Source organism: Kitasatospora sp. NPDC059812 (assembly GCF_042732075.1).
Lineage (GTDB): Bacteria > Actinomycetota > Actinomycetes > Streptomycetales > Streptomycetaceae > Kitasatospora.
On the sequence record NZ_JBHWIO010000031.1, the window covers coordinates 5910 to 28991 of the forward strand.

Below are 23082 nucleotides of genomic sequence, written 5' to 3' on the forward strand. Positions count from 1 at the left end.
CTCGCCGACGCCGCCGACCCGCACCACGGGGCCCACGCCGGCGGCGCCCGCCCCGGCCGGGCGGGGGCGGGCGACCGGCGGCGCTTCCGGGGCGCCGCGCACAGCGCCGACCCGGGCCAGCTGCTCACCGCCGTCCTCGCGGCCCTCGACCAGGCCGCCGCCGCCCGGGCCGTCCACCCCGCCGACACCCTCGGCAAGCTCGTCGTCGTCGCCGAGGCCTCCGCCCGGCTGCTCGACGCCGTCGGCTGGTGGGTCTCCTACGTCCCGCCCGGCTCCCACCTCATGCGCACCGCCCAGCACGCCGTCTACCGGATGACCAGGGGCCCCAGCAGCACCCGCGCCGAGACCCAGCGGGCCCAGATCGAGGCCCCGGACGCCGTCTTCGACCTGCGCCACTACCCGATGACCCGCCGCGCCGTCCGCGGCGGCGCCTTCGCCCTGCGCGCCGGCGCGGCCGGCAACGACCCGGCCGAGGAGGCCATGCTGGTCGTCTCCGGCTACCGCGGCATGGTCGCCGCCGGCGGCCAGAACCCGGCCGGCGGCTGGCTCGTCGAACTCTTCGCCGACGACGCCACCCTGCCGCTCGGCCAGGCGGCCTTCGCCATGCGCGCCCTGGTGGCCGTCGCCCTGGCGGGCGCGGCCTCGCCCCCGGTGGTGTGAGGCCGGGGCGGGTGGCCGGTGCGGTCAGGCCCGCCCGAGGGCGCGCAGGACCGCCTCGACCAGGCGGTCGGCGTGGGCGTGGTCGAGCGGGCCGAGGCGGTAGAGCCAGCGGTAGTGGAGCGGGCCGTAGAGGAGTTCGAGGGCGAGGTCGAGGTCCGCGTCGGGGGCGAGCTGGCCGGCCTCGCGGGCGCTGCGCAGGCGCTCGCGGGTGACGTCGAGGAGCGGGTCCAGCAGGCGGGTGCGGTAGTCGGCGTACAGGGCCGGGTCGTTGAGCAGTTCGGCGGTGAGGGCGCGGTAGGTGCGGTCGAGGGCGGGGTCGGTGAGTTCGTCGGCGGCGGGGCGCAGGACGGCCCGCAGGTCGGCGGCGAGGTCGCCGGTGTCGGGGAGGGCGAGGCTGCCCTCGTGCTCGTTGGCGGCGAGGAAGGCGTCGAAGACGACGGCGCCCTTGGAGGGCCACCAGCGGTAGATGGTCTGCTTGCCGACGCCGGCCCGGGCGGCGATCGCCTCGATGGTGAGCTTGCCGAAGCCGACGTCGGCGACGAGTTCGGCGGCGGCGGTGAGGACGGCGGCGCGGGAGCGTTCGCTGCGGCGGGCCGGGTCGGGGGCGGTTCTGTGGGCCATGGCGGAAATTCTAAGCGAAGTAGCGAGACGGACCGTATCGTCTTGACGTGGCGTCGGGCCTGGATCATGCTGAAGCGGCGCCAACGAGACGGACCGTCTCGTCTCATTCTGGACCCTGGAGGCCCCCATGACCCGCTCCGCGCACCCCGCCCACATCCTGATGGTCTCGATCCCGGCCCACGGGCACGTCAACCCCAGCCTCGCCGTGATCGCCGAACTGGTCGCCCGGGGCCACCGGGTCAGCTACGTCAACGACGCCTCCTTCGCCGGGGCCGTCGAGTCGACCGGCGCCCGCTTCGTCCCGTACCCGACGAGGCTGCCGCTCGCCGGCGGCCCGGACGCCTGGGAGGAGGACCCGGTGGCGCTCCAGGAGCTGTTCCTGGACGACGCCCTCGCGATGTACCCCGTCCTGCTGGAGGCCTTCGCGGACGACCGCCCCGACCTGGTGCTCTGCGACATCGCGGGCTTCGCCGGGCGGGCGCTCGGCGAGCGGCTGGGCGTGCCGGTGGTGCAGCTGTCGCCCACCTACGTCGGCTGGGAGGGCATCGAGCAGGACATGGCGGAGGTGTACGAGGCGATCCGCAGCGGGCCCGGCGGCGCCGAGCACTACCGGCGGTTCGCCGACTGGCTGGCCGAGGCCGGGACGGTGGAGCGCGACGTGGACGCCTTCAAGGGTCGCCCGGCGCGGTCCGTCGCCCTGATCCCGCGTGCCCTGCAGCTCAACGCGGACCGGGTCGACGAACGGCGCGTCACCTTCGTCGGACCGTGCTTCGGCGACCGGGCCCACCAGGGCGAGTGGCAGCGGCCGGCGCACGCGGAGAAGGTGCTGCTGGTCTCGCTCGGCTCCGCCTTCACCCACCAGCCCGCGTTCTACCGGGCCTGCGTCCAGGCCTTCGGCGGCCTGCCCGGCTGGCACACGGTGCTCCAGGTCGGCGCGCACACCGACCTGGCCGACCTGGGCGAGGTGCCGGACACCGTCGAGGTGCACCGGTGGGTGCCGCAGCTGTCAGTGCTCGCGCAGGCGGACGCCTTCGTCACCCACGCGGGCATGGGCGGCTCCAGTGAGGGGCTGTACCACGGCGTGCCGATGATCGCCGTGCCGCAGGCCGTCGACCAGTTCGCCAACGTGGACGCGCTGGTGGGGCTCGGCGTCGCCCGCCGCCTGGACACCGCGCAGGCGACCCCGCAGGCGCTGCGCGGCGCGCTGCTGGAGCTGGTCGACGACCCGGCGGTGGCCGAGCGGCTGAAGGCGCTGGCCGCCGCCGGCCGGGCCGAGGGCGGCACCGCCCGCGCGGCGGACCTGATCGAGGCCGAGCTCAGGGGGTGACCGGCGCGGCGGGGGAGGGCGCCGTTGTCGAGGGCGTGTCGGGGGAGGGCGTGTCGGGGGAGGGCGAGGCGATCCGGTCCGGCCGGGTGTAGACGTTCGCGCCCTCCCCGCGCAGGAAGCCGACCAGGGTCAGGCCCAGCTCCTCGGCGAGGTCCACCGCGAGCGAGGACGGCGCCGAGACGGCCGCCAGCAGCGGGACGCCCGCCAGCGCGGCCTTCTGGGTCAGCTCGAACGAGGCCCGGCCGCTGACCAGCAGGACGTGTCCGGTCAGCGGCAGCCTGCCCTCGCGCAGCGCCCAGCCGACCACCTTGTCCACCGCGTTGTGCCGCCCGACGTCCTCGCGGGCGCAGAGCAGGTCGCCGGTGGCGGCGTCGAACAGGCCGGCCGCGTGCAGGCCGCCGGTGGACTCGAAGGTGCGCTGGGCGGCCCGCAGCCGCTCCGGCAGGCCGTACAGCAGGGACGGCGGGACGGTGAGCGGGTCCTCGCCCACCGGGTGGCGGACGTGGGTGCGGACGGCGTCCACGGTGTCCCGGCCGCACAGACCGCAGGCGCTGGTGGTGAGCAGGTTGCGGTGCGCGGACAGCGGCAGCGCGCGGGCGGCGCCGCGCAGGGTGGCGTCGACGACGTTGTAGGTGTTGGCGCCGGACTCGTCCGTCCCGGCGCAGTACCGCAGGGCGGCGAGCTCCTCGGCGGTGTGCACCAGCCCCTCGCCGACCAGGAACCCGGCCACCAGGTCGAAGTCCTGCCCGGGGGTGCGCATGGTGACGGTCAGCGGCTCGCCGCCGAGCCGGATCTCCAGCGGCTCCTCCGCCGCCAGCGAGTCCGGCCGCACCCCGCGCTCGTCCCCCCGCAGCCGCACCACCCGGCGCCGTGCCGTCGCCCGCGTCATCGCCCTGCCACCTCCGTGCGTGTCCGTGGGCACCAGCGTGCGGCACGGGGCGGCCCGGGTGAAAATCCTGCTGGCCGGTACGGGCGTACGATCGTGGCCGTTTCGGATGGCGACCACCTGTTGTCATATCTTCATTCACCTGATGTGATGGTGTATATGGATATGCACAGTGCTGTGGCCCCCGACGCTCCGCTGGTCCAGGTCGGCAAGGCCGACGTCAGCGCCGAGGACGTGCTGGCCGTCGCCCGGGGGAACGCCCGGGTCGAGATAGGCCCCGACGCGCTCGCCGAGATGGCGACGGCGCGGGCGCGGATCGACGCCCTCGCGGCCGAACCGCGCCCCGTCTACGGCGTGTCGACCGGATTCGGCGCGCTCGCCGTCCGGCACATCAGCCCCGAACTGCGCGCGCAGCTCCAGCGGTCGCTGGTGCGCTCGCACGCGGCCGGGATGGGACCGGCCGTCGAGCGCGAGGTCGTCCGGGCACTCGTCTTCCTGCGGATGAAGACGCTGGCCTCCGGCCGGACCGGGGTGCGCCCGCTGGTCGCGCAGACCATGGCCGCCCTGCTCAACGCGGGCATCACCCCGGTGGTCCGGGAGTTCGGCTCGCTCGGCTGCTCCGGCGACCTCGCGCCGCTGTCGCACTGTGCGCTGGTCCTGATGGGCGAGGGCGTGGCCACCGGCCCGGACGGCGTGGAGAAGCCCGCCGCCGAACTGCTCGCCGCCGCCGGCATCGAGCCCGTCGAACTGCTGGAGAAGGAGGGCCTGGCCCTCATCAACGGCACCGACGGCATGCTCGGCATGCTGGTGATGGCCATCGCCGACCTGCAGCGGCTCTACACCACCGCCGACATCACCGCCGCGATGACCCTGGAGGCGCTGCTCGGCACCGACAAGGTGCTCGCCCCCGAACTGCACGCCCCGATCCGCCCCCACCCGGGCCAGGCCCTGAGCGCCGCCAACATGCTGGCCGTCCTCAAGGACTCCGGCCTCACCGGCCACCATCAGGACGACGCGCCGCGGGTCCAGGACGCCTACTCGATCCGCTGCGCCCCGCAGGTGGCCGGCGCCGGCCGGGACACCCTCGCCCACGCCCAGCTGGTCGCCTCCCGCGAGCTGGCCGCCTCGGTCGACAACCCGGTGGTGCTGCCGGACGGCCGGGTGGAGTCCAACGGCAACTTCCACGGCGCCCCGGTCGCGTACGTGCTGGACTTCCTCGCCATCGCCGCCGCCGACCTGGGCTCCATCTCCGAGCGCCGCACCGACCGGCTGCTCGACAAGGCCCGCTCGCACGGCCTGCCGGCCTTCCTGGCCGACGACCCCGGCGTGGACTCCGGCCTGATGATCGCCCAGTACACCCAGGCGGCGCTGGTCAGCGAGAACAAGCGGCTCGCCGTCCCGGCCTCGGTCGACTCGATCCCGTCCTCCGCGATGCAGGAGGACCACGTGTCGATGGGCTGGTCCGCCGCCCGCAAGCTGCGCCAGTCCGTCGACAACCTCGGCCGGATCCTCGCCGTCGAACTCACCGCCGCCGCCCGCGCCCTGGAGATCCGCCAGCAGGCCGACGGCGCGGGCCGGACGGCCCCGGCCACCACGGCCGCCATGGCCGCCGCCCGGGAGGCGGGGGTCGGCGGCGCCGGCCGCGACCGCTTCCTCTCGCCGGACCTGGAGGCCGCGGCCGCGCTGGTCGCCTCCGGGGAACTGGTGCGGGCGGTGGAGCGGGTCACCGGGCCGCTGGCCTGACCCGGTGTGACCCGGTGCGTTCGGTGAGATCGGCGTGACGGGCCGTCGGGTCCGGTGCGGGCGGTGGGACGGCTGGTGCGGGCGGCGGGGCTCAGTCCCAGTCGTCGCGGGACCGGGACCGGGACCGCGGCTCGTCCCGGTCCCGGCGGTTGCCGAACGCGGCGGCGAAGTTGACCCCGACGATGCCCGCCCAACTGACCAGCAGGCCGAAGAAACCGCCGCCCTGCGGGCTGGCCGCGATCGCGGTGAGCGGGATGCCGAGGGCCAGCGAGATCACCGCCAACCGGTTGCCGGGCCGGCCGAGCCCCGGCCCCGGCCCCGGGCGGTGCGGTCGGCGCCGGTGCGCGGGCTCGTAGTCGTCCATCCGCTCGGCCACCCGGCGCTCGACCCGGGCGTCCAGGCGGGCGTCCAGGCGGCTCAGGAACGAGTCGACCAGCTCCGGCTCGTACTCCTTGCCGAGTTCCTTGCGAGCGTGCAGGGCGGCGTCGAGGTCGCGCCGCAGGTCGTCCTGGCGAGTGTCCATGGGAACAGCCTGGGCCCGTGCCAGGGGCGCGGTCCATCCGTCGGTGGGGGAATCCGGGCGGGTTCAGGGAGAATTCAGGGTTACCCCGAGCCCCCACCCGCTCGGGCCGTCTCGCCCGGCGTCCCGCCGTACGAGACGTCTTTGCCAGGCGCGACGCACTGCTGCACAGTCGTCGTCCGAATCGCTCGCATCCGGAGGTACCGCTGATGACCGCCACCGACGAGGCCGGCACGGTCGGCCCCTCCGCCCGGCTGCTCCAGCTGTTCGAAGGCCACCGACTGACCCCGACCCAGCGGCGGATCGCGCACTCGCTGGTCCGGCACGCCACCGAGGCGCCGTTCCTCTCCAGCGTCGAGGTCGCCGAACTCGCCGGCGTCAGCCAACCGTCCGTCACCCGCTTCGCGGTCGCCCTCGGCTACGACGGCTACCCGGCGCTGCGCAAGCAGCTGCGCGAACTCGGCGCGGGCGAGCCGGCCGCACCCGAGACCCCCGACGACGCGGTGCGCAACGAGCACCAGCAGGCCGTGCTCGCCGAGATCGCCCACCTGCGCCACCTCGCCGAACTCCTCGCCGACCCCGAGCCGATCACCCGCGCCGCCCGGCTGCTCGCCGCCTCCCGCCCACTGCCGGTGCTCGGCCTGCGGGCCGCCTCCGCGCAGGCGCGCGGCTTCGCCTACTTCGCCGCCAAGGTGCACCCGGACATCCGTCTCCTCGACGAGGGCGGCAGCATGCTCGCCGACCGGCTGGAACAGGCCGCCGCGGCCGGGGCCACCGCGCTGCTCTGCTTCGCGCTGCCGCGCTACCCGCGGGAGCTGATGGACGCGCTGACGGTGGCCCGCGAGTGCGGGCTGACGGTGCTGACCGTCGCCGACAGCGCCTTCGCGCCGGTCGCCAAGCTCTCCGACCTGATGCTGCCGGCCGCCGTCGGTACCGGGCTGGTCTTCGACACCGCGTGCGCGCCGATGATGCTCGGCCGGGTGCTGTTGCAGCGCATGTGTGACGAACTCCCGGGCGCGGAGGCCCGGTTGGAGGCCATCGAGCAGTCCGCCGCGGCACGTGGCCTGTTTTTGGAGTAGACACGGCGGGGAGTAGCCGTCACGAACCCGGGCATCCCCTACAGCAGGGGGTGCCGCCCATGCGCGTGATCCACGAGATGAAGTTCGTCGCCCGCCTGGCCTCGGGTGTCGACGAATGGTCCTGCCCCACCTGCGGACGCCGCGTCACCCTGCGGCGCCTGCCCGATCCCGAACTGACCGTCCTCGACCCGGGAGACGAGTCCGCCGTGCACGTCGGCGTCATCGAACCCGACGCCCGCGCCGCCGCCGCGGCCGCCGAGAAGTACGGCCTCGGCCCGGTCCAGAACATCCCCCGCCCGCCGACCCCGCCCACCCCCGACGCCGCCGACCGCCGCTGGCTCGCCGAGATCGGCATCGACTGGGACGGCGACGCCGCGGCCTGACTCAGGCGCGGGGTGCGTACAGCGGCAGTGCGGAGGTGTCCAGCTCGGCGGGCAGCGGCGCGGGCAGCGGGACGGGCTCGCCGTACTTGCCGTGCAGCACGCCCTGGTACTCGCCGTCGCGGGGGTGGGTGCGGAGCGTCCAGACGCCCTTGCGGGGGTCGACCGCGAGGAGGACGGCCACACCTGCGGCGGCGTACCAGTCCGCCTTGGTGCCGATATGGCTGACACGCCCGGGGTGCGGAGTCACGTCAGCGGCGAGGACGACGTCGCTGGGCGGGGCCAGCCGGTTGTCCTGGTTCCCCCATTGCGCGGGTAGGACGACCAGGTCTGGTGTCGCGTAGTCGTCCTCGTCGCCCGGAAGGGTGATGGATGCCGCCTCGTAGACGCCGAGGCCGGGCAGTTGTGATCCGATCCGTTCGCGCAGGCGCCGCACAGTGCCGGCGTGCTTGCCCCTGCGGGGCGGAGACAGCAGCAGGATGCCTCCGATGATCTCGACCCGCAGTCCGGTACTCCGCTCGATCGCCCCTGCTGCGTGGCGGAGCTTGCCGGGGAGTACGGGGATGGTCGCCATGACGTCCTCTGCTGACCCGAGTGGCTGGTGTTTCCGGCCTCAGGGTACGGCCGGCGGGCGTACCGGCGTGGACGCTGATCGGATGGGTTCGGGGTCTGGTCGGGAGGTGATTGTTTGGATATATTCAGCCGAGCTGAATCTGAATGAATCCATCCGCAGGGAGGCCAGGACATGGTGCAGCAGGCGAGTGGGCCGCGTGAGGTCAGGGCGGCGCGGGGGACGGGGCTGACGGCGCAGGGGTGGCAGCAGGAGGCGGCCCTGCGGATGCTGATGAACAACCTCGACCCGGAGGTCGCCGAGCACCCGTCGAAGCTGGTGGTGTACGGCGGGACGGGCAAGGCGGCGCGGGACTGGCGTTCGTTCGACGCCATGGTGCGGACGCTGGAGGGGCTGAAGCAGGACGAGACCATGCTGGTCCAGTCCGGGCGGCCGGTCGGCGTCATGCAGACCCACGAGTGGGCGCCGCGGGTGCTGATCGCCAACTCCAACCTGGTCGGCGACTGGGCCAACTGGGAGGAGTTCCGCCGGCTGGAGAGCCTCGGGCTCACCATGTACGGGCAGATGACCGCCGGCTCGTGGATCTACATCGGCACCCAGGGCATCCTGCAGGGCACCTACGAGACCTTCTCGGCCGTCGCCAACAAGCGGTTCAACGGCACGCTGGAAGGCACCATCACCCTCACCGCCGGCCTCGGCGGGATGGGCGGCGCCCAGCCGCTGGCCGTCACCATGAATGGCGGCGTGGCGATCTGCATCGACTGCGACCCGTCGCGGATCGCCCGCCGGATCGAGCACCGCTACCTGGACGTCGAGGCCAAGGACCTCGGGCACGCGCTGGAGCTGGCCACCGCCGCCCGCGACAAGCGGCAGCCGCTGTCCATCGGCGTGCTGGGCAACGCCGCCGAGCTGGTCCCGCAACTGCTCGCGATGGACGCGCCGATCGACATCGTCACCGACCAGACCAGCGCCCACGACCCGCTCGCCTACCTGCCGGTGGGCGTCGCCTTCGACGACATGGCGGACTACGCGGCGGCCAAGCCCGCCGAGTTCACCCAGCGGGCCCGCGAGTCGATGGCCCGGCACGTCGAGGCGATGGTCGGCTTCCAGGACGCGGGCGCCGAGGTCTTCGACTACGGAAACTCGATCCGCGGCGAGGCCCAACTGGCCGGTTACGACCGTGCGTTCGCCTTCCCCGGGTTCGTCCCCGCGTACATCCGGCCGCTGTTCTGCGAGGGCAAGGGCCCGTTCCGCTGGGCGGCGCTGTCCGGCGACCCGCAGGACATCCACAAGACCGACAAGGCCGTCCTCGACCTCTTCCCGGAGAACGAGTCGCTGCACCGCTGGATCAAGATGGCCCAGGAGAAGGTGCACTTCCAGGGCCTGCCCGCACGGATCTGCTGGCTCGGCTACGGCGAGCGCGACAAGGCCGGCGAGCGCTTCAACGACATGGTCGCCTCCGGCGAACTGTCCGCGCCGATCGTGATCGGCCGCGACCACCTCGACTGCGGCTCGGTCGCCTCCCCGTACCGGGAGACGGAGGCGATGCTGGACGGCTCGGACGCGATCGCCGACTGGCCGCTGCTCAACGCCATGGTCAACGTGGCCTCCGGCGCGTCCTGGGTCTCCATCCACCACGGCGGCGGCGTCGGCATCGGCCGCTCGATCCACGCCGGCCAGGTCACCGTCGCCGACGGCACCGCGCTGGCCGGCGAGAAGATCCGCCGGGTGCTCACCAACGACCCGGGCATGGGCGTGATCCGGCACGTGGACGCCGGCTACGACCGGGCCACCGAGGTCGCCGCCGAGCGCGGGGTGCGCGTCCCGATGGGTGAGCTGTGACGTCCTCGTTCGAAGAGATGTGGGCGGAGCTGCTCCCCGTGGGCCGCTCCGCCGCCTCCGGCGGCTACCGCCGCTTCGCCTGGAACTCCGCCGACGCCGAGTGCCGGGCCTGGTTCGAGCAGCAGGCCCGTGACCGCGGCCTCGCCTACGAGCTGGACCGCAACGGCAACCAGTGGGCCTGGCTGGGCGATCCGAACGCGGGCGGGGCGGTCGTCACCGGCTCGCACCTGGACTCCGTCCCGGACGGCGGCGCCTTCGACGGCCCGCTCGGCGTGGTCTCCTCCTTCGCGGCCCTGGACGAACTCCGCGGCCGCGGGGCCGAGTTCACCCGACCGCTGGCGATCACCAACTTCGGCGACGAGGAGGGCGCCCGGTTCGGCGTGGCCTGCATCGGCTCCCGCCTGTCCGCCGGCGTGCTCTCCCGCGAGGCCGCGTACGAGCTGCGCGACGCCGACGGCGTCCGGCTGCCCGACGCGATGGAGCGGGCCGGCTACGACCCGGGCGCGATCGGCGCGGACGACGACCGGCTGGCCCGGATCGGCGCCTTCGTCGAACTCCACGTCGAGCAGGGCCGCCTCCTCACCGAGGACCGGCCGGTCGGCGTGGCCAGCGCGATCTGGCCGCACGGCCGCTGGCGGTTCGACTTCCACGGCGAGGCCAACCACGCCGGCACCACCCGGATCGAGGACCGCCGCGACCCGATGCTGACGTACGCCAACACCGTGCTCGCGGCCCGCAAGAAGGCCCGGCAGGCGGGCGCGCTGGCCACCTTCGGCAAGGTCGCGGTCGAGCCCAACGGCACCAACGCGATCGCCTCGCTGGTGCGCGGCTGGCTGGACTCCCGGGCCGCCGACGAGGCGACGCTCACCGCGCTGGTCGAGGAGATCGAGCAGGCCGCCGCCGAGCGCGGCGGGCGCGACGGCGTCCGGGTCGAGCTGACCCGCGAGTCCTACACCCCGGTGGTGGACTTCGACGGCCCGCTGCGCGACCGGCTCGCCAAGCTGCTGGACGCCCCGGTGCTGCCCACCGGCGCCGGACACGACGCCGGGATCCTGGCGTCGGCCGTCCCGACCGCCATGCTGTTCGTGCGCAACCCCAGCGGGGTGTCGCACTCCCCGGCCGAGCACGCCGAGGAGGTCGACTGCCTGGCCGGGGTCGCCGCCCTCGCCGACGTACTGGAGGACCTGGCGTGTCGCTGAGCCCCTTGACCTCGGGGACCGAGCCGGTGGCGTACTGGGCGCAGTACGCCTGGCTGCCGCACCCCAACGGGCCGGTGGTCGAGCGCAACGTGCTGATCACCGTCGGCCCCGGCGGCCGGATCACCGCGGTGACCCCGGACAGCGGGCCCTGCCCGCCCGGGGCCGTCCGCCTCGACGGGCTGCTGCTGCCCGGCCAGGCGAACGCCCACTCGCACGCCTTCCACCGGGCGCTGCGCGGCCACGTCCAGGTCGGCTCCGGCACCTTCTGGACCTGGCGCGACACCATGTACCGGTTCGCCGGGGCGCTCGACCCGGACCGCTACCTGGCGCTCGCCACCGCCGTCTACGCCGAGATGGCGTTGGCCGGGGTCACCGCCGTCGGCGAGTTCCACTACCTGCACCACGCCCCCGGCGGCGCCCGCTACGACGACCCCAACGCGATGGGCGAGGCGCTGATCGAGGCCGCCGCCCGGGCCGGCATCCGGATCACCCTGCTCGACACCTGCTACCTGTCCGCCGGCTTCGGCGCCGAGCCGACCAGGCCGCAGCAGCGGTTCAGCGACGGCGACGCCGAGGCCTGGGCGGTGCGGGCGGAGGCGCTCAAGCCCCGCGAGCACGCCCGGATCGGCGCCGCCGTCCACTCGGTGCGGGCCGTCCCGGCCGAGCAGTTGGGCACCGTCGCGCAGTGGGCGGCGGTGCGCGAGGCGCCGCTGCACGTCCACCTGTCCGAGCAGACCGCCGAGAACGACGCCTGCCTCGCCGCTCACGGCGTCACCCCGACCCGGCTGCTCGCCGACCACGGCGTGCTCGGCCCGCGCACCTCGGCCGTGCACGCCACCCACCTCACCGACGAGGACGTCCGGCTCCTCACCGACACCTCCACCACCATCTGCATGTGCCCCACCACCGAGCGGGACCTCGCGGACGGCATCGGCCCGGCCCGCCGGCTCGCCTCGGCGGGCTGCCCGGTCACCCTGGGCAGCGACAGCCACGCCGTCATCGACCCGTTCGAGGAGGCCCGCGCCCTGGAGCTGAACGAGCGGCTGCGCACCCGCACCCGCGGGCACTGGACGGCCAACCTCCTGCTGCGGGCCGGCACCGAGGACGGGCACGCCTCGCTCGGCTGGCCGGAGGCGGGGCGGGTCGAGGCCGGCGCGCTCGCCGACTTCACCGTGATCGCCCTGGACTCGGTGCGCACCGCGGGCCCGCCGCCCCGCCTCGGCGCCGAGACCGCCGTCTTCGCGGCCTCGGCGGCCGACGTGCGGCACGTGGTGGTCGGCGGCCGGCAGATCGTCCGGGACGGCGTGCACCAGCTCGTCGCGGACGTGCCGGGCGCGCTGCGGGACTCGATCGGCGTGCTGGACCACTGACCTCTTTGTTCAATTCCCTTCGGAAGGCGTTGTCTTGAGCACCAGGACCACCTTGATCACGGGCATCGGCAGCCTGGTCACCAACGACCCCGGGCACGGCACCGGGCCGCTCGGCCTGCTCACCGACGCGGCCGTGGTGATCGACGGCGGAACGGTTGCCTGGGTCGGCCCGGCGGCGCAGGCCCCGGCGGCGGACGAGCGTTTCGAGGCCGGGGGCCGGGCGCTGCTGCCCGGCTTCGTCGACTCGCACGCCCACCTGGTGTTCGCGGGGGATCGTACGGCCGAGTTCAACGCCCGGATGTCCGGGCAGGCGTACTCGGCGGGTGGCATCCGGACGACGGTGGCGGCCACCAGGGCGGCGAGTGACGCCGAACTGGAGGCCAACCTGGCCGGGTTCGTCCGGGAGGCGCTGCGGCAGGGCACCACCACCATCGAGTGCAAGTCCGGCTACGGGCTGACGGTCGAGGACGAGGCGCGGGCGCTGCGGATCGCCGCGCGGCACACCCCGGAGACCACCTACCTGGGCGCGCACGTGGTCGCGCCCGAGTACGCCGACGACCCGGCCGGGTACGTCGACCTGGTCACCGGCGAGATGCTGGACGCCTGCGCCCCGCACGCCCGCTGGGTGGACGTGTTCTGCGAGCAGGGCGCCTTCGACGGCGACCAGGCGCGGGCCGTTCTGACGGCGGGGATCGAGAAGGGCCTCACACCGCGCGTGCACGCCAACCAGCTCACGTACGGGCCCGGCGTGCAGCTCGCCGTCGAGCTGGGCGCCGCCTCGGCGGACCACTGCACCCACCTGACCGACGAGGACGTGGCGGCGCTGGCCGGCTCGGGCACGGTCGCGACGCTGCTGCCGGGGGCGGAGTTCTCGACGCGGGCCGACTACCCGAGCGGGCGCAGGCTGCTGGACGCGGGCGCGGTGGTGGCGCTGTCCACCGACTGCAACCCGGGCTCCAGCTTCACCAGTTCGATGGCGTTCTGCATCGCGGTCGCGGTGCGCGAGATGGGCATGACCCCCGACGAGGCGGTCTGGGCGGCCACGGCAGGCGGCGCGCACGCCCTGCGGCGCGGCGACGTCGGGACGGTCGCGGTCGGCTCCCGGGCGGACCTGCTGCTGCTGGAAGCGCCGTCGCATGTGCACCTGGCCTACCGCCCGGGTGTCCCCCTGACGGCCGCGGTCTGGCGCGCGGGGGTTCGGGAGGCCTGAGCAGCTGGAACTGTCGCCATATGGGCTATGACCTGCGGTGATGCCGTTCGGCGGAGCCAGATCGCCACGCGATCGCCGCACCTCGGCCAGCCGTCACGCATCACGTCGCTCGAACAAAGCAAACCGCCCCGGCCTTCTCGGCCGGGGCGGTTCTCTCATCTGCTCGAACTGACCGTTAGCGCCACGGGGGAGCGACGGGCAGCCCGGGCTGCTCGGGATGGCGATTAGGCCGCGTAGAACAGGGCCGTGGCTTCCTGGATCTCCAGGACGGCAGCAGCGAAGTCCTCGGGACCGCCGCCCCACGGGTCGGTGATGCCCGAGCCGAGGATCCTCACCGGCTGGTCGGAGTCAGCGGTGGCTTCGACCGCGAGCGCCGTTTCGTCGTCGACCGCGATCACGTCGTCAGCCCAGCCGAGCAGCCCCTCGTCCAGGAGCTGGCCCCGGTGGCCGGTCAGGTCGTAGCCGAAGGCGGAAGCGGCCTCGATCATCAGCGGGTGCGCGGGCTTGCCCACGTGCCAGTTGCGGGTGCCCGCCGAGCGCACGTCCAGCGCGCCCCCGGACCGCTCCGCGATGATCAGGGCGGCGATCGGGGAACGGCAGTGGTTCCCCTTGCAGACCACCAGTACCCGCCTTCGCCTACTCATCGGGGTTCACTCGCTCGATCTCGAACGTGATCACGCCGAGGGCTTCCTTCTCCGGCGGGAAGATCGCGTGGATCGCCCGCAACTGCTCGGCCTCGGTCGCGTGCGGGTTGACCGCCTTCACGTCCTCGGTGCCGAACATCTCCTTGAAGGTCCTGTACGTGCCGATGCGCTTCACCTTGGTCAGGCGCTCCTCGCCACGACAGGTGAAGTTGAGCAGGTCCCCGACCCTGATTCGCTTCATCGAGGCGTAGGCGACCCGGACTTCGACGGTCTTGGAGCCGTCGGCGATCAGGTCGAAGTACTGCTTGTAGATCTGGATGTTGCGGGGACGGCCATGCGCCTGGGATTGGTTCCTGGCAGGCTGGCGGGTGGTCATCAGGGCTTCCAATGCGGTCGTGGTGTAGGACCGGAAGAAGTGCCTCGGGCTGCTGAGCATCAGCTCACCGGCACCCGTGAGCGCTTCGACGTAGTCCGCTTGCGTGCCGGGCCAGGCGGCCGGGTCGAGCAGCCATTCCGCGGTGCTGCCTCCCGTCGCGTCTCCGGCTTCGGCAGCCGCGCGAAGGAGGCTCTTGGAGAGCTTCCCGCCGTCGCTGCCGAGGATCTGAGGGGTGAAGACGCGCAGCGGCACCGGAGCGGCCGGCGCCCCGATCGCGACGTGGGCGCCGTCCACCAGCTGGCAGCCGAACGCCCAGTCGCCGCCCTTCACCATCACGTGCAACGTGCCGTCGTCGGGGCGGTAGGACCGTTCCTTGACCACGTTGCGGTACAGGGTGGAGAGGTCCAGGTACCCGCCGCCGAGCGGCGTAACGTCCGCCTCGTAGCGGCCGTGCTCGTGGCACATCGCTTCGAACAGTGCCCCCGAGTCGTCCAACTCCAGCAGCCGCGTGTGGTCGGCGTACTTCTGGGCCCACCCGCACACCGGACACGGCAGCCGGATGTGTGCCGTACCGCTGGCCGGAGCCAGCCAGAACCGGATCTGATCCAGGAACTCCAGCGTCCGCAGGAACTCGGCCCGGAACTCCGGGCCCGCCTGCTGCTCGGTGTAGCTGCTGACCCTGTACTCCACGCCCGTGCGGCTGGTCATCGCGTCCAGAAGAGGGGCGTAGTACTCGGTGACCAGGGCGCGGATACCGTGATCACCGAGCTGGTGGTGGTAGGTGAGCTGGTACATCCGGCCGCCATCGGTGATCGTCTCCGCCGGGGCGTTGTCCAGAGCCACGAAGTCCACGGCCGTATCGACCCCGAACTCATCGCGGGCCCGCTCGGCGACCAGGAACGACAGGCTCTGCACCAGGTGCGTGCCGATGTGCGGACGCCCGTTGAGCTGCGTCCCCACGGTGAACTCGATCCGCTCCGTCCCGGCCTCCAGGAGGCGGGGACGGAGCACGTCCAGGGCGTCGTCAACGGCGTTGGCCAGCACGGTGTTCGGCGACCTGAGAAGGTCGATGGTGTTCAAGTGGTGCCTCCGCTCTGCTCATGAACCGGCTGCGGCCGGCTCAGTGCTGGTGTCGGTGGCGCATGCGCTCGGCATGCTGGGTCCTGAGCCGCTCCACAGCGGCGGACGCCGGGGACTCGCCCGCCTCGGTCGGCGCGGGAGGGGCGACCGCATCATTCACCGGTGCCCCCCGGCACGACACTGGGGGCACTCGCACCCCGGCGGCAGCGGGTACCGCACCGGCCGGGACTCCGACTGCGCCATCCGGTACTCGTTCAGGAGCGCGGCCATCTTCTGCGAACTGGCCTGCTCCCTACTCCGGTGCGAACCGGTGGACTTCACGGCAGCGGACATGCCTGGTTCCCTCTCCTTCACCGACGCGTGGGGGCGTGCGGGGTAGACCGTATGAACACCGACCAGCGGCGCTCAACGAAGTTGCTCATAGTTGCTGAAGGCTGTCTGAGCGAGCTTCGGTGCCGTCGAACGTTTGACCTTGGGGTGGTCGTAGGGCGAAGGTCGGAGATGACATGCGGCCGGATCGCGGGGGGAGCAACATGCGGCAACACGGCAGCGAAGGCGACGAGTTGACCGCTACGTTCTTCTGCACGGACCCCAACTCTCAGGGCGGCGTCGAGTGCGAGACGTTCTATGAGACCGACCGTGACTCATGGATCGTGCAGCTCAAATAGCGCGGGCCGAAGGTTCGGGATCAGCTCGTCGCACATGCCGACGACGAGACGTTCGGGGAGATGTCCGGGCGGACCATGGATGTGTTCGTGCGGAAGTACGTCAGGGAGCGTTATGGAATTGATCTCGGCGGCATGCCGAATTGAGCTGCTGTTCGGTGAGCCCGTCCAAGAGGTGCGGAAGTTTGAGCTGCGGGACTCCTATGAGGTGGGCCGCCCGTTGTTCGAGGCGTGGCGCTCAGGCGACCGTGGGACGGTCGAGGAGACGATGCGTGGGCATCGCGCGTTCCTGGCCGGGAAGGCCGCTGCCGGCTTCCCTTACCGGCGTGTGCGGGTCGTCTCCGAACCGCTCTCGGACTACCAGCGGATGGCGGTCGAGTTGGCCGACCCCACGGAACGTCTTCGGTGGCTTCCCCGCCGTCTCGTATCGGTGCTGCCCTTGCCGGGGAACGACTGCCTGATCCGGGATGACCTGGTGGTCTTCAACCTCATCGGGGGAGACAACCGACAGACCGACATCCAGCTCTCGACCGATCCGGACGTGATCCGGCTCTGTAACGAGGCATTCGAGCGAGCATGGTCGCTCGGCGCCCTCAATGGTGAGTACAAGCCGTAACGACATGTCCGACCAGGAACCATCCGAGTCCGCAAGGCGCGCTTTCGGGAATCAGCTCAAAGAACTCCGTCGGGATGCCCATCTCTCGGGTGTCGAGCTCGCGCAGTGCTGTGGCTGGCACAAGACCAAGGTGTCGAAGATCGAGCACGGGACGCAGATCCCGACCGAGGAAGACATCCGAAGGTGGGCAACGGCCTGTGCCGTCGAGGGGCATGCTCCCGAACTCATCGCGATGAGTCGTGAGATCGAGCTGATGTGGACCGACTACAAGCGGTGGCACCGACCGGGGATGAAGCGTCTCCAGTTCCAAGCCATGGACTTGTACGCGAAGACCAAGCTGCTCCGGGTGTATGAGTCGCTGTTCGTCCCCGGTTTCCTACAGACGGTCGAGTACGCCAAGGCGCAGTTCACCATCCATGCCAAGCTGCACGGCCTGCCGTTGGATGACGTGGAGGAAGCGGCACAGAACCGCGTGGTCCGGAAGCGGTTCCTCGGCACCGGGGCGCCGATATTCTCGTTCCTCCTGGAAGCCTCAGCGCTAACTAACAATACGGGTGGTGCTGAGGTGATGAACGGGCAGCTTGACCACCTCCTGGAGGTGTCCAGGCTCCCGTACGTGTCCATCGGGATCATCCCGCAAGGTCGGCCACGGTCGCTCTACCCTGGCGAGGGCTTCTACCTGTTCGACGAGAGCTTGCTCAAGCAGGAGTTCTGGTCGGGGGCGTTCCAGACGTCCAGGCCCGAGAACATCTCGTACTTCGTCCGCGTGTTCGCCGCTCTGCGGGACCAAGCGGTGTTCGGTACTGCGGCCCGAAACGAGATCGAAGCGGCCCGTGGCCGTCTTCAAGGGGCCTGAGAGCGCCACCCCCGGGGCATCGTCAGAGTCGGCCTGTACGCCGGGTTCATGTCGCCCCCGTCGAGCACCGGCTCGACGGGGGCGATGTGCGTTCCCTTCAGGGGTTGGTGGTGAGGTGGTCGAACTCGCCGGCCTTGGCGCCCTGGAGGAAGCCGGCGAACTTGAGGTGGGTGGTGCGGACGATGACCTCGCCGTCGTCGGATTCACGGAGCTCGATGGCCCCGTCAAGGGCACGTACCTCGACGCAGTTGTTGGCTGCTTCGCTGAAGCTGGATTTCTGCCACTCGGAGCTATTCATACCTGTCGTTCAGTTCCTTCATGATCGAGCGAATGTGATCTCGTGACTCGCTCTCCGGGAGCGAGACGGCTTCGATGCGCTCCAGGATCGCGCGGTAGCCCGCCAGCTGGGCGGGCGAGTCGAAGATGTGGGAGCCGTGAGACGAGTCGGACTGGACCGTGTCCAGCTCGGGCACTGGCCCCTCCGCGTAGAGCAGATTCTCGCTGGGGCCGGGGAAGTTAGCCGTAGCAAAGGGCACGACTCGCAGTGAGACGCCCGAAAGCTCGGAGTCTTTGACGAGTGAATCGAGCTGGTCCCTGAGCACCTCGGGCCCGCCGTACTGGATGCGCAACGCCGCCTCGTGGACGAGCGCCGTGTACGGCGTTTCGCCGGACCGGATGATCTGCTGTCTCCGCAGGCGGAAGTTCACTCTGCGATCGACCTCGCGATCGGGGAGAGGGGTGAACCCTCTCGCGAACACCGCAGTCGCATACGAGTTCGTCTGTAGCAGTCCCGGGATGATGCCGATAGTGAAGCTCTTGAGCCTCTTCGCACGACCTTCGATCTCCGCCACATCGATCGGGGCGGCTGCGAGTGCCGCTCGATACTCATCCCACCAGGCCGGGTCTCGCTCCCTGGCCATGTCGGCGAGCGCTTCGACCAAGGGCGCGTTGGCGCACATGCAGGCTTCCGCGATCTCGTGCAGGCGCGCCACGCTGACGGCCGACTTCCCGATCTCCATCTGACTCACCAGGGCGGCAGTCACCCCGAGCAGCCTGGCGAGGTGGCTGCCGCCGAAGCCGGCTTGCTCTCTCATCCTTCGTAGTTCGGCGCCGAGGCGTCGCTGACGCAAGGTGGGGATTCGAAGGGCCATGGCGTCCTCTCTACTGGCGCAGAGGCCAGTGTGCCGCGCCGGTCGTCGGCAGATCCACCCGGGCTTGGGAGTGCGCCGTCCCCCGTTGGGAGGAACCTTCTCCCGTCTGGATTTAATTAAAGAGTCGATGCGCTATCGTCGTTCTCAGCTCGATCCGATGGATCGTCAGTAATGCCTGCGACCAGGGCAGTAGGCGCCTGCTGCCCGCGCGCCGAAGAGCAGTCACGCGTGGCCTGGCTCACGGCGACGACCGCCATCACCTCTCCCACACCACAGCCTCACGGAGGTTCCCGTGTGCACCCGTAACACCCCCTCGCTCACCCTCTCCAAGCAGGCCCTGCGGGACGCCATGACCCGCAACGGCTGGGACGTCGACGCCGTCTTCAACGCCGAACTCGCCCTCTGCGAGCTCATCGTCAACGCCTGGCGGCACGGCGACACCCCCGCGCCCGTCGTCTGGTTCTCCATCCTCGGCCACACCCTCCGTGTCACCGTCTCCGACGAGAGCGACGCCCTCCCGCAGCCGCGCACGCCCGCCGACCTCGCCGAGACCGGTCGGGGCCTCCAGCTCGTGGACGGCCTCACCCACCGCTGGGGCGTCGACCCGCAGAAGCGCGGCAAAACCATCTGGTACGAGCTGGACTCCCGCGCGTGACCCGCGACCCCATCGTGTCGGAGGACCCCCGGATGCGCGACCACACCAAGCCCCAAATCATGTCTCTCCTAGGGGAGTTGCACAGGCGCGGCCTGCCGCACGGGCTCCTCTGGGGGTCCGCCTCGACGGGCGGGACCACCATCGACGGACGCATCCTGATCGACTTCGGGAACGCGCCGGTCAGCACTCTGCTCAACCTCCTCCGCCTGCTCCGCGACCTGGACGATGACGACGAGGAGCGGCACCGGTGAAGTTCTTCGTCGGCGCGATCCTCCTCGCCCTCCTCGCCCTCGCCATCACCACCGTCGCCCTCGGCGTCCTCGCCACCCTCAAGATGCCCCACCCCGACGACCGCGACGACCAGCACTGAACCGCGCGAAGGCCCTCGCCCACCCGGGCGAGGGCCTCGCGGGCGCCCGCTCAGCGTCAGTCCGCTTGAAGCTCCTTCACCACCTGCTCCGCCAACACGCGGGCGCCCTGAGGGCGAGGGTCCTCGGGATGCGCGTACGGTCCGAGGATCTTCGCCGCGACGAACAAGGTCATCAGCTTGCCGTCCCGGCTCGCGAAGTCGCCGCTCCGCTCGACACGGACACGATCAGCCAGCGCAGGCACGGCAAGCGACGCGGCCCACAGCGTGGCAGCGTCCAGGCCACGCGGGGCCATACCCCAGTCTTCCCAGTCGAAGACGCAGAACTCGGGCGCCGTCACGTTCGCCCAGTTCAGATCCGCATGCGCCGGACACCACTCGCTCACCGTGGCGTCGATGCCCGGGAACACCTGGCGAATCGTCCGAGTCACCAGCTCCTGGGTGATCGTCTCCGTGTCCGGCGTGGCGATCCGATTCGTTCGCTGCCCCGCGAGCGCATCGAGAGAGGCGTTCAGCTCCGGCCACCAGCTGGGCGGCAGGTCGGGACCCTCGGTCACAACTGCGGACCCCGCTGGGGCGGATGGCAGTAGTTCGGTTTCATCGGCCCGCCACATCACTGGCTCGACCTCATCCCGCCAGGCGATGCCGGCCAGCCACGCGGGCTTCGCAATCCCTCGCAGGGCCTCAGCGGAGGGGGTGCCGTCCCAGCCCTGGACGCCGATTCGATCGAGCCCTCGCCGCTCGATGCGTACCCACGTGCCACGCGCCGTGCCGGCTCCCACGGATCGGCGCTTGCGGACCACTGTCGCCCTGTCGAGTTGCGTGCCCAAGGCCGTCTCGACACGTACCAGCACCTCGTCCACCGGTGCCCGGCGCAGATCCGTCATGGGACAACGGTAGCGATGCTCAGCGGAGTTGGGGCTCGCTCCAAACGGGACGCTGTTGGTCAATCATTGGCCAACGGCGTCCCCCCCCAGGGCGAGCGTCTCGCGGTTGCACGTGTGCAGGGAACGCGCGTCCGGTTTGCGGCACGCCGTGCCCGCTGCGGGGCGCCGCTCAGCCCACGCCCAACGACCGCCGCAAGAACTCCAGTTCATGCAGCAGCAGGTGCTCCACCACGGCCTCGTCGGTCGGCCGGTGGCCGGTGGCGCGTAGCGGTAGGACCTCGTGCGGGCGTCCGGCGGCGAGGAGGGCGTGGGAGAGCCGCAGGGTGTGCGCGGGGAAGACGTTGTCGTCGGCGAGGCCCTGGATCAGCAGGAGCGGGCGGCGCAGCTCCGGGGCCACGGCGATCAGGGAGCCGTCGTCGTAGTGTCCCGGGTGCTCGTCGGGGTGGCCGAGGAAGCGCTCCTGCCAGTGGGTGTCGTAGAGCCGCCAGTCGGTGGGGGCGGCCCCGGCGGAGGCGGCGTGGAAGACGTCCGGGCGGCGCAGGGCGGCGAGGGCGGCGAGGTAGCCGCCGTAGGACCAGCCGCGGATGCCGACCCGGTCGAGGTCGAGCAGTCCGGGCCGCAGCCGGGCGGCCTCGTGCAGGCCCTCGACCTGGTCCGCCAGGGCGGGGCCGGCCTTGTCGCCGTAGATCGTCTTGTCCCACCGCGGTCCGCGCCCGGGGGTGCCGCGGCCGTCGACGACCAGCACCGCGAAGCCCTGGTCGGCGAACCACTGGGAGACCCGGCCCCACCACGCGCCGCCGCTGGTGACCTTGTGCATCCCGGGCCCGCCGTACGGGTCGAGCAGGACGGGCAGCGGGGCGCCGCCGGGGCGGTGGCCGGTGGGCAGGAAGAGCGCGGCGCGCAGCTCGCGGGGGCCGAGGCGGAGCAGTTCGGGGCGTGCGGCGAGGACGGGCGGCTGCGCGTACGAGGCCATCGGGTGCGCCGTCCGGTCGTCGCGGTGGACGGTGGTGCGGCCGGCCGGGAAGCCCTCGGAGCGGGTGGTGACGACGAGGGTGCCGCCGCGCCGGGCGCCGGTGTGGACGCCGGGGCCGCTGCTCAGCCGCCGGATGCCGCGGCCCGGTTCGTAGTGCCAGAGGTGGGTCTCGGTGGGGTCCTCCAGGGCGGTGAACAGGACCTGTTCGCCGTCCGTGCCGAGCACCTCCCACAGCTGTAGTCCGGGCGGCGTCACCGGCTCGCCGTCGACGGTGAGGTGCCGGGTGTCGCCGAGGTCGGCGGTGTCGACCAGGGCGCCGCCGGCGGTGCGCGCGGGCAGGCCGGGGAGGAGCTCGACCCAGTGCTCGTCGCGGCGTTCGGCGAGCACCCGGGTGGCGCCGTCGGGCCCGATCGCCAGGGTGCGGACGGTGCGCTGGTCGCGGCTCTGCACGGCGGCGTACGGGCCGTGGGCGTCCCAGCCGGCGGCGGTGAGGTACTCGAACGCGGTGCGGTCCCAGCGGACCTCGGTGCGGGTGCCGTCGAGGCCGAGCAGCAGGAGCGAGACCTCGGCGTTGGCGGTGCCGGCCAGCGGGTAGCGGATCACGCGCGGCGGGTGCTGCGGGTCGGCCGGGTCGGCGAGGTGCACGCGGTGGACGGGGCGCTCGTCGACGCGGGTGACGAGCAGCGCGGTGCCGTCGGGGGACCACCAGTGGCCGCGGGTGCGGTACATCTCCGCGGCGGCGACGTACTCGGCGACGCCGTACGCGACGTCCCCGGCCTCGGGCTGGGCGAGCGCCCGGTCGTCCGTGGTGCCCCTGTCGTCCGGGCCAGCAGAGCTGTCAGAGCCGTCGACGGTGACCACGCGCAGGGCGCCGTCGCCGGTGTAGGCGATCCGGCGGCCGGTCGGGTCGAGCCGCGGGTCGTGGACGCCGGTGGCGGTGGGGACGGCGCGGACGGTGCCGTCGGCGGTGTCGGCGAGCCAGAGGGCGCCGTCGAGCGCGAAGGCGGCGAGCCGGCCGGTGGCGTCGGTGCTGTAACCGGTGATGCCGTCGGTGGAGGGGCCGGCGCCCAACGCGGCCGGGTCGGCGATCAGCCGTTCCCGGCCGGTGGCGGTGTCGAGCGCCCAGAGGCAGGCCAGCGGGTCGGCGCCGCCGCGGCTGCGCAGGAACAGGACGGCGGTGCCGTCGGCGGTGAGGCCCGGGTGGGTGGGGGCGCCCAGGGTGAAGCGCCGGGTGCGGGCGAGCTGGCGCGGTAACGGGTCGGTCGTCATGCCGGGCACCATAGGCACGGTCGGAGCGGCGCTGTCGAGCGGAAAACGGGCCGGGGGGGCGGGGGGCGGGGGCGGGCGGCGCCCCCGCCCCGGCCGCCGGGCCGCGGGGGGGGGGGTGGGGCCGCGCCGCGGCGC

Annotated in this window: 23 protein-coding genes and 1 pseudogene; 14 read left to right on the forward strand and 10 right to left on the reverse strand. The window is 72.4% G+C overall.

The window, feature by feature from the left end; all coding sequences use genetic code 11:
* A pseudogene (locus tag ACFV6D_RS17610) lies at window positions 1-660 on the forward strand (sensor domain-containing diguanylate cyclase); the annotation flags it as partial.
* Between the two features lie 24 nt (window positions 661-684).
* Here ACFV6D_RS17610 and ACFV6D_RS17615 read toward each other — a convergent pair.
* Complete coding sequence (locus tag ACFV6D_RS17615) at window positions 685-1281, reverse strand: TetR/AcrR family transcriptional regulator (protein WP_063349086.1); 597 nt, start codon at window positions 1279-1281, stop codon at window positions 685-687.
* 127 nt (window positions 1282-1408) lie between these two features.
* Between ACFV6D_RS17615 and ACFV6D_RS17620 the strand changes: the two genes are divergently transcribed.
* On the forward strand, window positions 1409-2608 hold the full coding sequence (locus ACFV6D_RS17620) for a macrolide family glycosyltransferase (protein ID WP_380560432.1): 1200 nt from the start codon (window positions 1409-1411) through the stop codon (window positions 2606-2608).
* Here the strand turns inward: ACFV6D_RS17620 and fdhD are convergent.
* Window positions 2598-3497 (reverse strand): formate dehydrogenase accessory sulfurtransferase FdhD, encoded by a 900-nt coding sequence (gene fdhD, locus ACFV6D_RS17625; RefSeq protein ID WP_079135836.1) that lies wholly within the window; start codon window positions 3495-3497, stop codon window positions 2598-2600. The two genes, ACFV6D_RS17620 and fdhD, sit on opposite strands and share 11 nt — an antisense overlap.
* Before the next feature lie 156 nt (window positions 3498-3653).
* Between fdhD and hutH the strand changes: the two genes are divergently transcribed.
* Complete coding sequence (gene hutH, locus ACFV6D_RS17630) at window positions 3654-5237, forward strand: histidine ammonia-lyase (protein WP_363369169.1); 1584 nt, start codon at window positions 3654-3656, stop codon at window positions 5235-5237.
* A gap of 91 nt (window positions 5238-5328) precedes the next feature.
* Here hutH and ACFV6D_RS17635 read toward each other — a convergent pair whose 3' ends face one another.
* Window positions 5329-5760, reverse strand: coding sequence for a hypothetical protein (locus ACFV6D_RS17635; RefSeq protein WP_380490462.1), 432 nt, complete (start codon window positions 5758-5760; stop codon window positions 5329-5331).
* A gap of 206 nt (window positions 5761-5966) precedes the next feature.
* Here ACFV6D_RS17635 and ACFV6D_RS17640 point away from each other — a divergent pair, with 206 nt between their 5' ends.
* On the forward strand, window positions 5967-6836 hold the full coding sequence (locus ACFV6D_RS17640) for a MurR/RpiR family transcriptional regulator (RefSeq protein WP_363369166.1): 870 nt from the start codon (window positions 5967-5969) through the stop codon (window positions 6834-6836).
* Between the two features lie 59 nt (window positions 6837-6895).
* Window positions 6896-7219: a hypothetical protein gene (locus ACFV6D_RS17645; protein WP_063349091.1), complete on the forward strand. Its 324-nt coding sequence runs from the start codon at window positions 6896-6898 to the stop codon at window positions 7217-7219.
* A 1-nt stretch (window position 7220) separates the two neighbouring features.
* On the opposite strand, the gene ACFV6D_RS17650 is transcribed toward ACFV6D_RS17645, so the two are convergent.
* Window positions 7221-7790 carry a Uma2 family endonuclease gene (locus ACFV6D_RS17650; RefSeq protein WP_380560433.1) on the reverse strand — a complete coding sequence of 190 codons (570 nt, stop codon included), beginning with the start codon at window positions 7788-7790 and terminating at the stop codon, window positions 7221-7223.
* 171 nt (window positions 7791-7961) lie between these two features.
* Here ACFV6D_RS17650 and hutU point away from each other — a divergent pair, with 171 nt between their 5' ends.
* Genes hutU through hutI form a run of 4 tightly spaced genes read left to right on the forward strand, consistent with a single transcriptional unit; the run spans window position 7962 to window position 13408 of the window.
* Complete coding sequence (gene hutU, locus ACFV6D_RS17655; RefSeq protein WP_363588055.1) at window positions 7962-9629, forward strand: urocanate hydratase; 1668 nt, start codon at window positions 7962-7964, stop codon at window positions 9627-9629.
* Between the two features lie 17 nt (window positions 9630-9646).
* Window positions 9647-10828, forward strand: a complete 1182-nt coding sequence (locus ACFV6D_RS17660; RefSeq protein ID WP_380560460.1) for an allantoate amidohydrolase — start codon at window positions 9647-9649, stop codon at window positions 10826-10828.
* Window positions 10819-12198 (forward strand): formimidoylglutamate deiminase, encoded by a 1380-nt coding sequence (locus tag ACFV6D_RS17665; protein ID WP_380560434.1) that lies wholly within the window; start codon window positions 10819-10821, stop codon window positions 12196-12198. The genes ACFV6D_RS17660 and ACFV6D_RS17665 overlap by 10 nt, the downstream gene beginning before the upstream one ends.
* 34 nt (window positions 12199-12232) lie before the next feature.
* Window positions 12233-13408: an imidazolonepropionase gene (gene hutI / locus ACFV6D_RS17670; protein ID WP_380560435.1), complete on the forward strand. Its 1176-nt coding sequence runs from the start codon at window positions 12233-12235 to the stop codon at window positions 13406-13408.
* Between the two features lie 224 nt (window positions 13409-13632).
* Here the strand turns inward: hutI and ACFV6D_RS17675 are convergent, their stop codons facing one another.
* Complete coding sequence (locus tag ACFV6D_RS17675; RefSeq protein ID WP_380345489.1) at window positions 13633-14052, reverse strand: low molecular weight phosphatase family protein; 420 nt, start codon at window positions 14050-14052, stop codon at window positions 13633-13635.
* Window positions 14045-15508 carry an ASCH domain-containing protein gene (locus tag ACFV6D_RS17680; protein WP_380560436.1) on the reverse strand — a complete coding sequence of 488 codons (1464 nt, stop codon included), beginning with the start codon at window positions 15506-15508 and terminating at the stop codon, window positions 14045-14047. The genes ACFV6D_RS17675 and ACFV6D_RS17680 overlap by 8 nt, the downstream gene beginning before the upstream one ends.
* 780 nt (window positions 15509-16288) lie before the next feature.
* Between ACFV6D_RS17680 and ACFV6D_RS17685 the strand changes: the two genes are divergently transcribed.
* Window positions 16289-16789 (forward strand): DUF6879 family protein, encoded by a 501-nt coding sequence (locus ACFV6D_RS17685; RefSeq protein ID WP_380427756.1) that lies wholly within the window; start codon window positions 16289-16291, stop codon window positions 16787-16789.
* A gap of 4 nt (window positions 16790-16793) precedes the next feature.
* Window positions 16794-17645 carry a helix-turn-helix domain-containing protein gene (locus ACFV6D_RS17690; protein WP_380427754.1) on the forward strand — a complete coding sequence of 284 codons (852 nt, stop codon included), beginning with the start codon at window positions 16794-16796 and terminating at the stop codon, window positions 17643-17645.
* A gap of 97 nt (window positions 17646-17742) precedes the next feature.
* Here the strand turns inward: ACFV6D_RS17690 and ACFV6D_RS17695 are convergent, their stop codons facing one another.
* A complete protein-coding gene (locus ACFV6D_RS17695) occupies window positions 17743-17943 on the reverse strand; it encodes a DUF397 domain-containing protein (protein WP_380427752.1) in 201 nt (66 codons plus the stop codon).
* Entirely contained in the window at window positions 17936-18796 is an 861-nt protein-coding gene (locus tag ACFV6D_RS17700; protein ID WP_380427750.1) for a helix-turn-helix domain-containing protein, read from the reverse strand. Before ACFV6D_RS17700 ends, ACFV6D_RS17695 begins: the two co-directional genes overlap by 8 nt.
* A gap of 292 nt (window positions 18797-19088) precedes the next feature.
* Between ACFV6D_RS17700 and ACFV6D_RS17705 the strand changes: the two genes are divergently transcribed.
* The 3 genes from ACFV6D_RS17705 to ACFV6D_RS17715 are packed head-to-tail and all read left to right on the forward strand — an operon-like array spanning window position 19089 to window position 19821.
* A complete protein-coding gene (locus tag ACFV6D_RS17705) occupies window positions 19089-19451 on the forward strand; it encodes an ATP-binding protein (protein ID WP_380427748.1) in 363 nt (120 codons plus the stop codon).
* 59 nt (window positions 19452-19510) lie between these two features.
* Window positions 19511-19702 (forward strand): hypothetical protein, encoded by a 192-nt coding sequence (locus ACFV6D_RS17710; protein WP_380560437.1) that lies wholly within the window; start codon window positions 19511-19513, stop codon window positions 19700-19702.
* Complete coding sequence (locus ACFV6D_RS17715) at window positions 19699-19821, forward strand: hypothetical protein (protein WP_363369142.1); 123 nt, start codon at window positions 19699-19701, stop codon at window positions 19819-19821. The genes ACFV6D_RS17710 and ACFV6D_RS17715 overlap by 4 nt, the downstream gene beginning before the upstream one ends.
* Window positions 19822-19877: 56 nt before the next feature.
* Here the strand turns inward: ACFV6D_RS17715 and ACFV6D_RS17720 are convergent, their stop codons facing one another.
* Both ACFV6D_RS17720 and ACFV6D_RS17725 read right to left on the reverse strand, forming a co-directional pair.
* A complete protein-coding gene (locus ACFV6D_RS17720) occupies window positions 19878-20705 on the reverse strand; it encodes a phosphotransferase (RefSeq protein ID WP_380427744.1) in 828 nt (275 codons plus the stop codon).
* Between the two features lie 169 nt (window positions 20706-20874).
* Entirely contained in the window at window positions 20875-22947 is a 2073-nt protein-coding gene (locus ACFV6D_RS17725) for a prolyl oligopeptidase family serine peptidase (RefSeq protein WP_380560438.1), read from the reverse strand.
* Window positions 22948-23082: the final 135 nt, after the last annotated feature.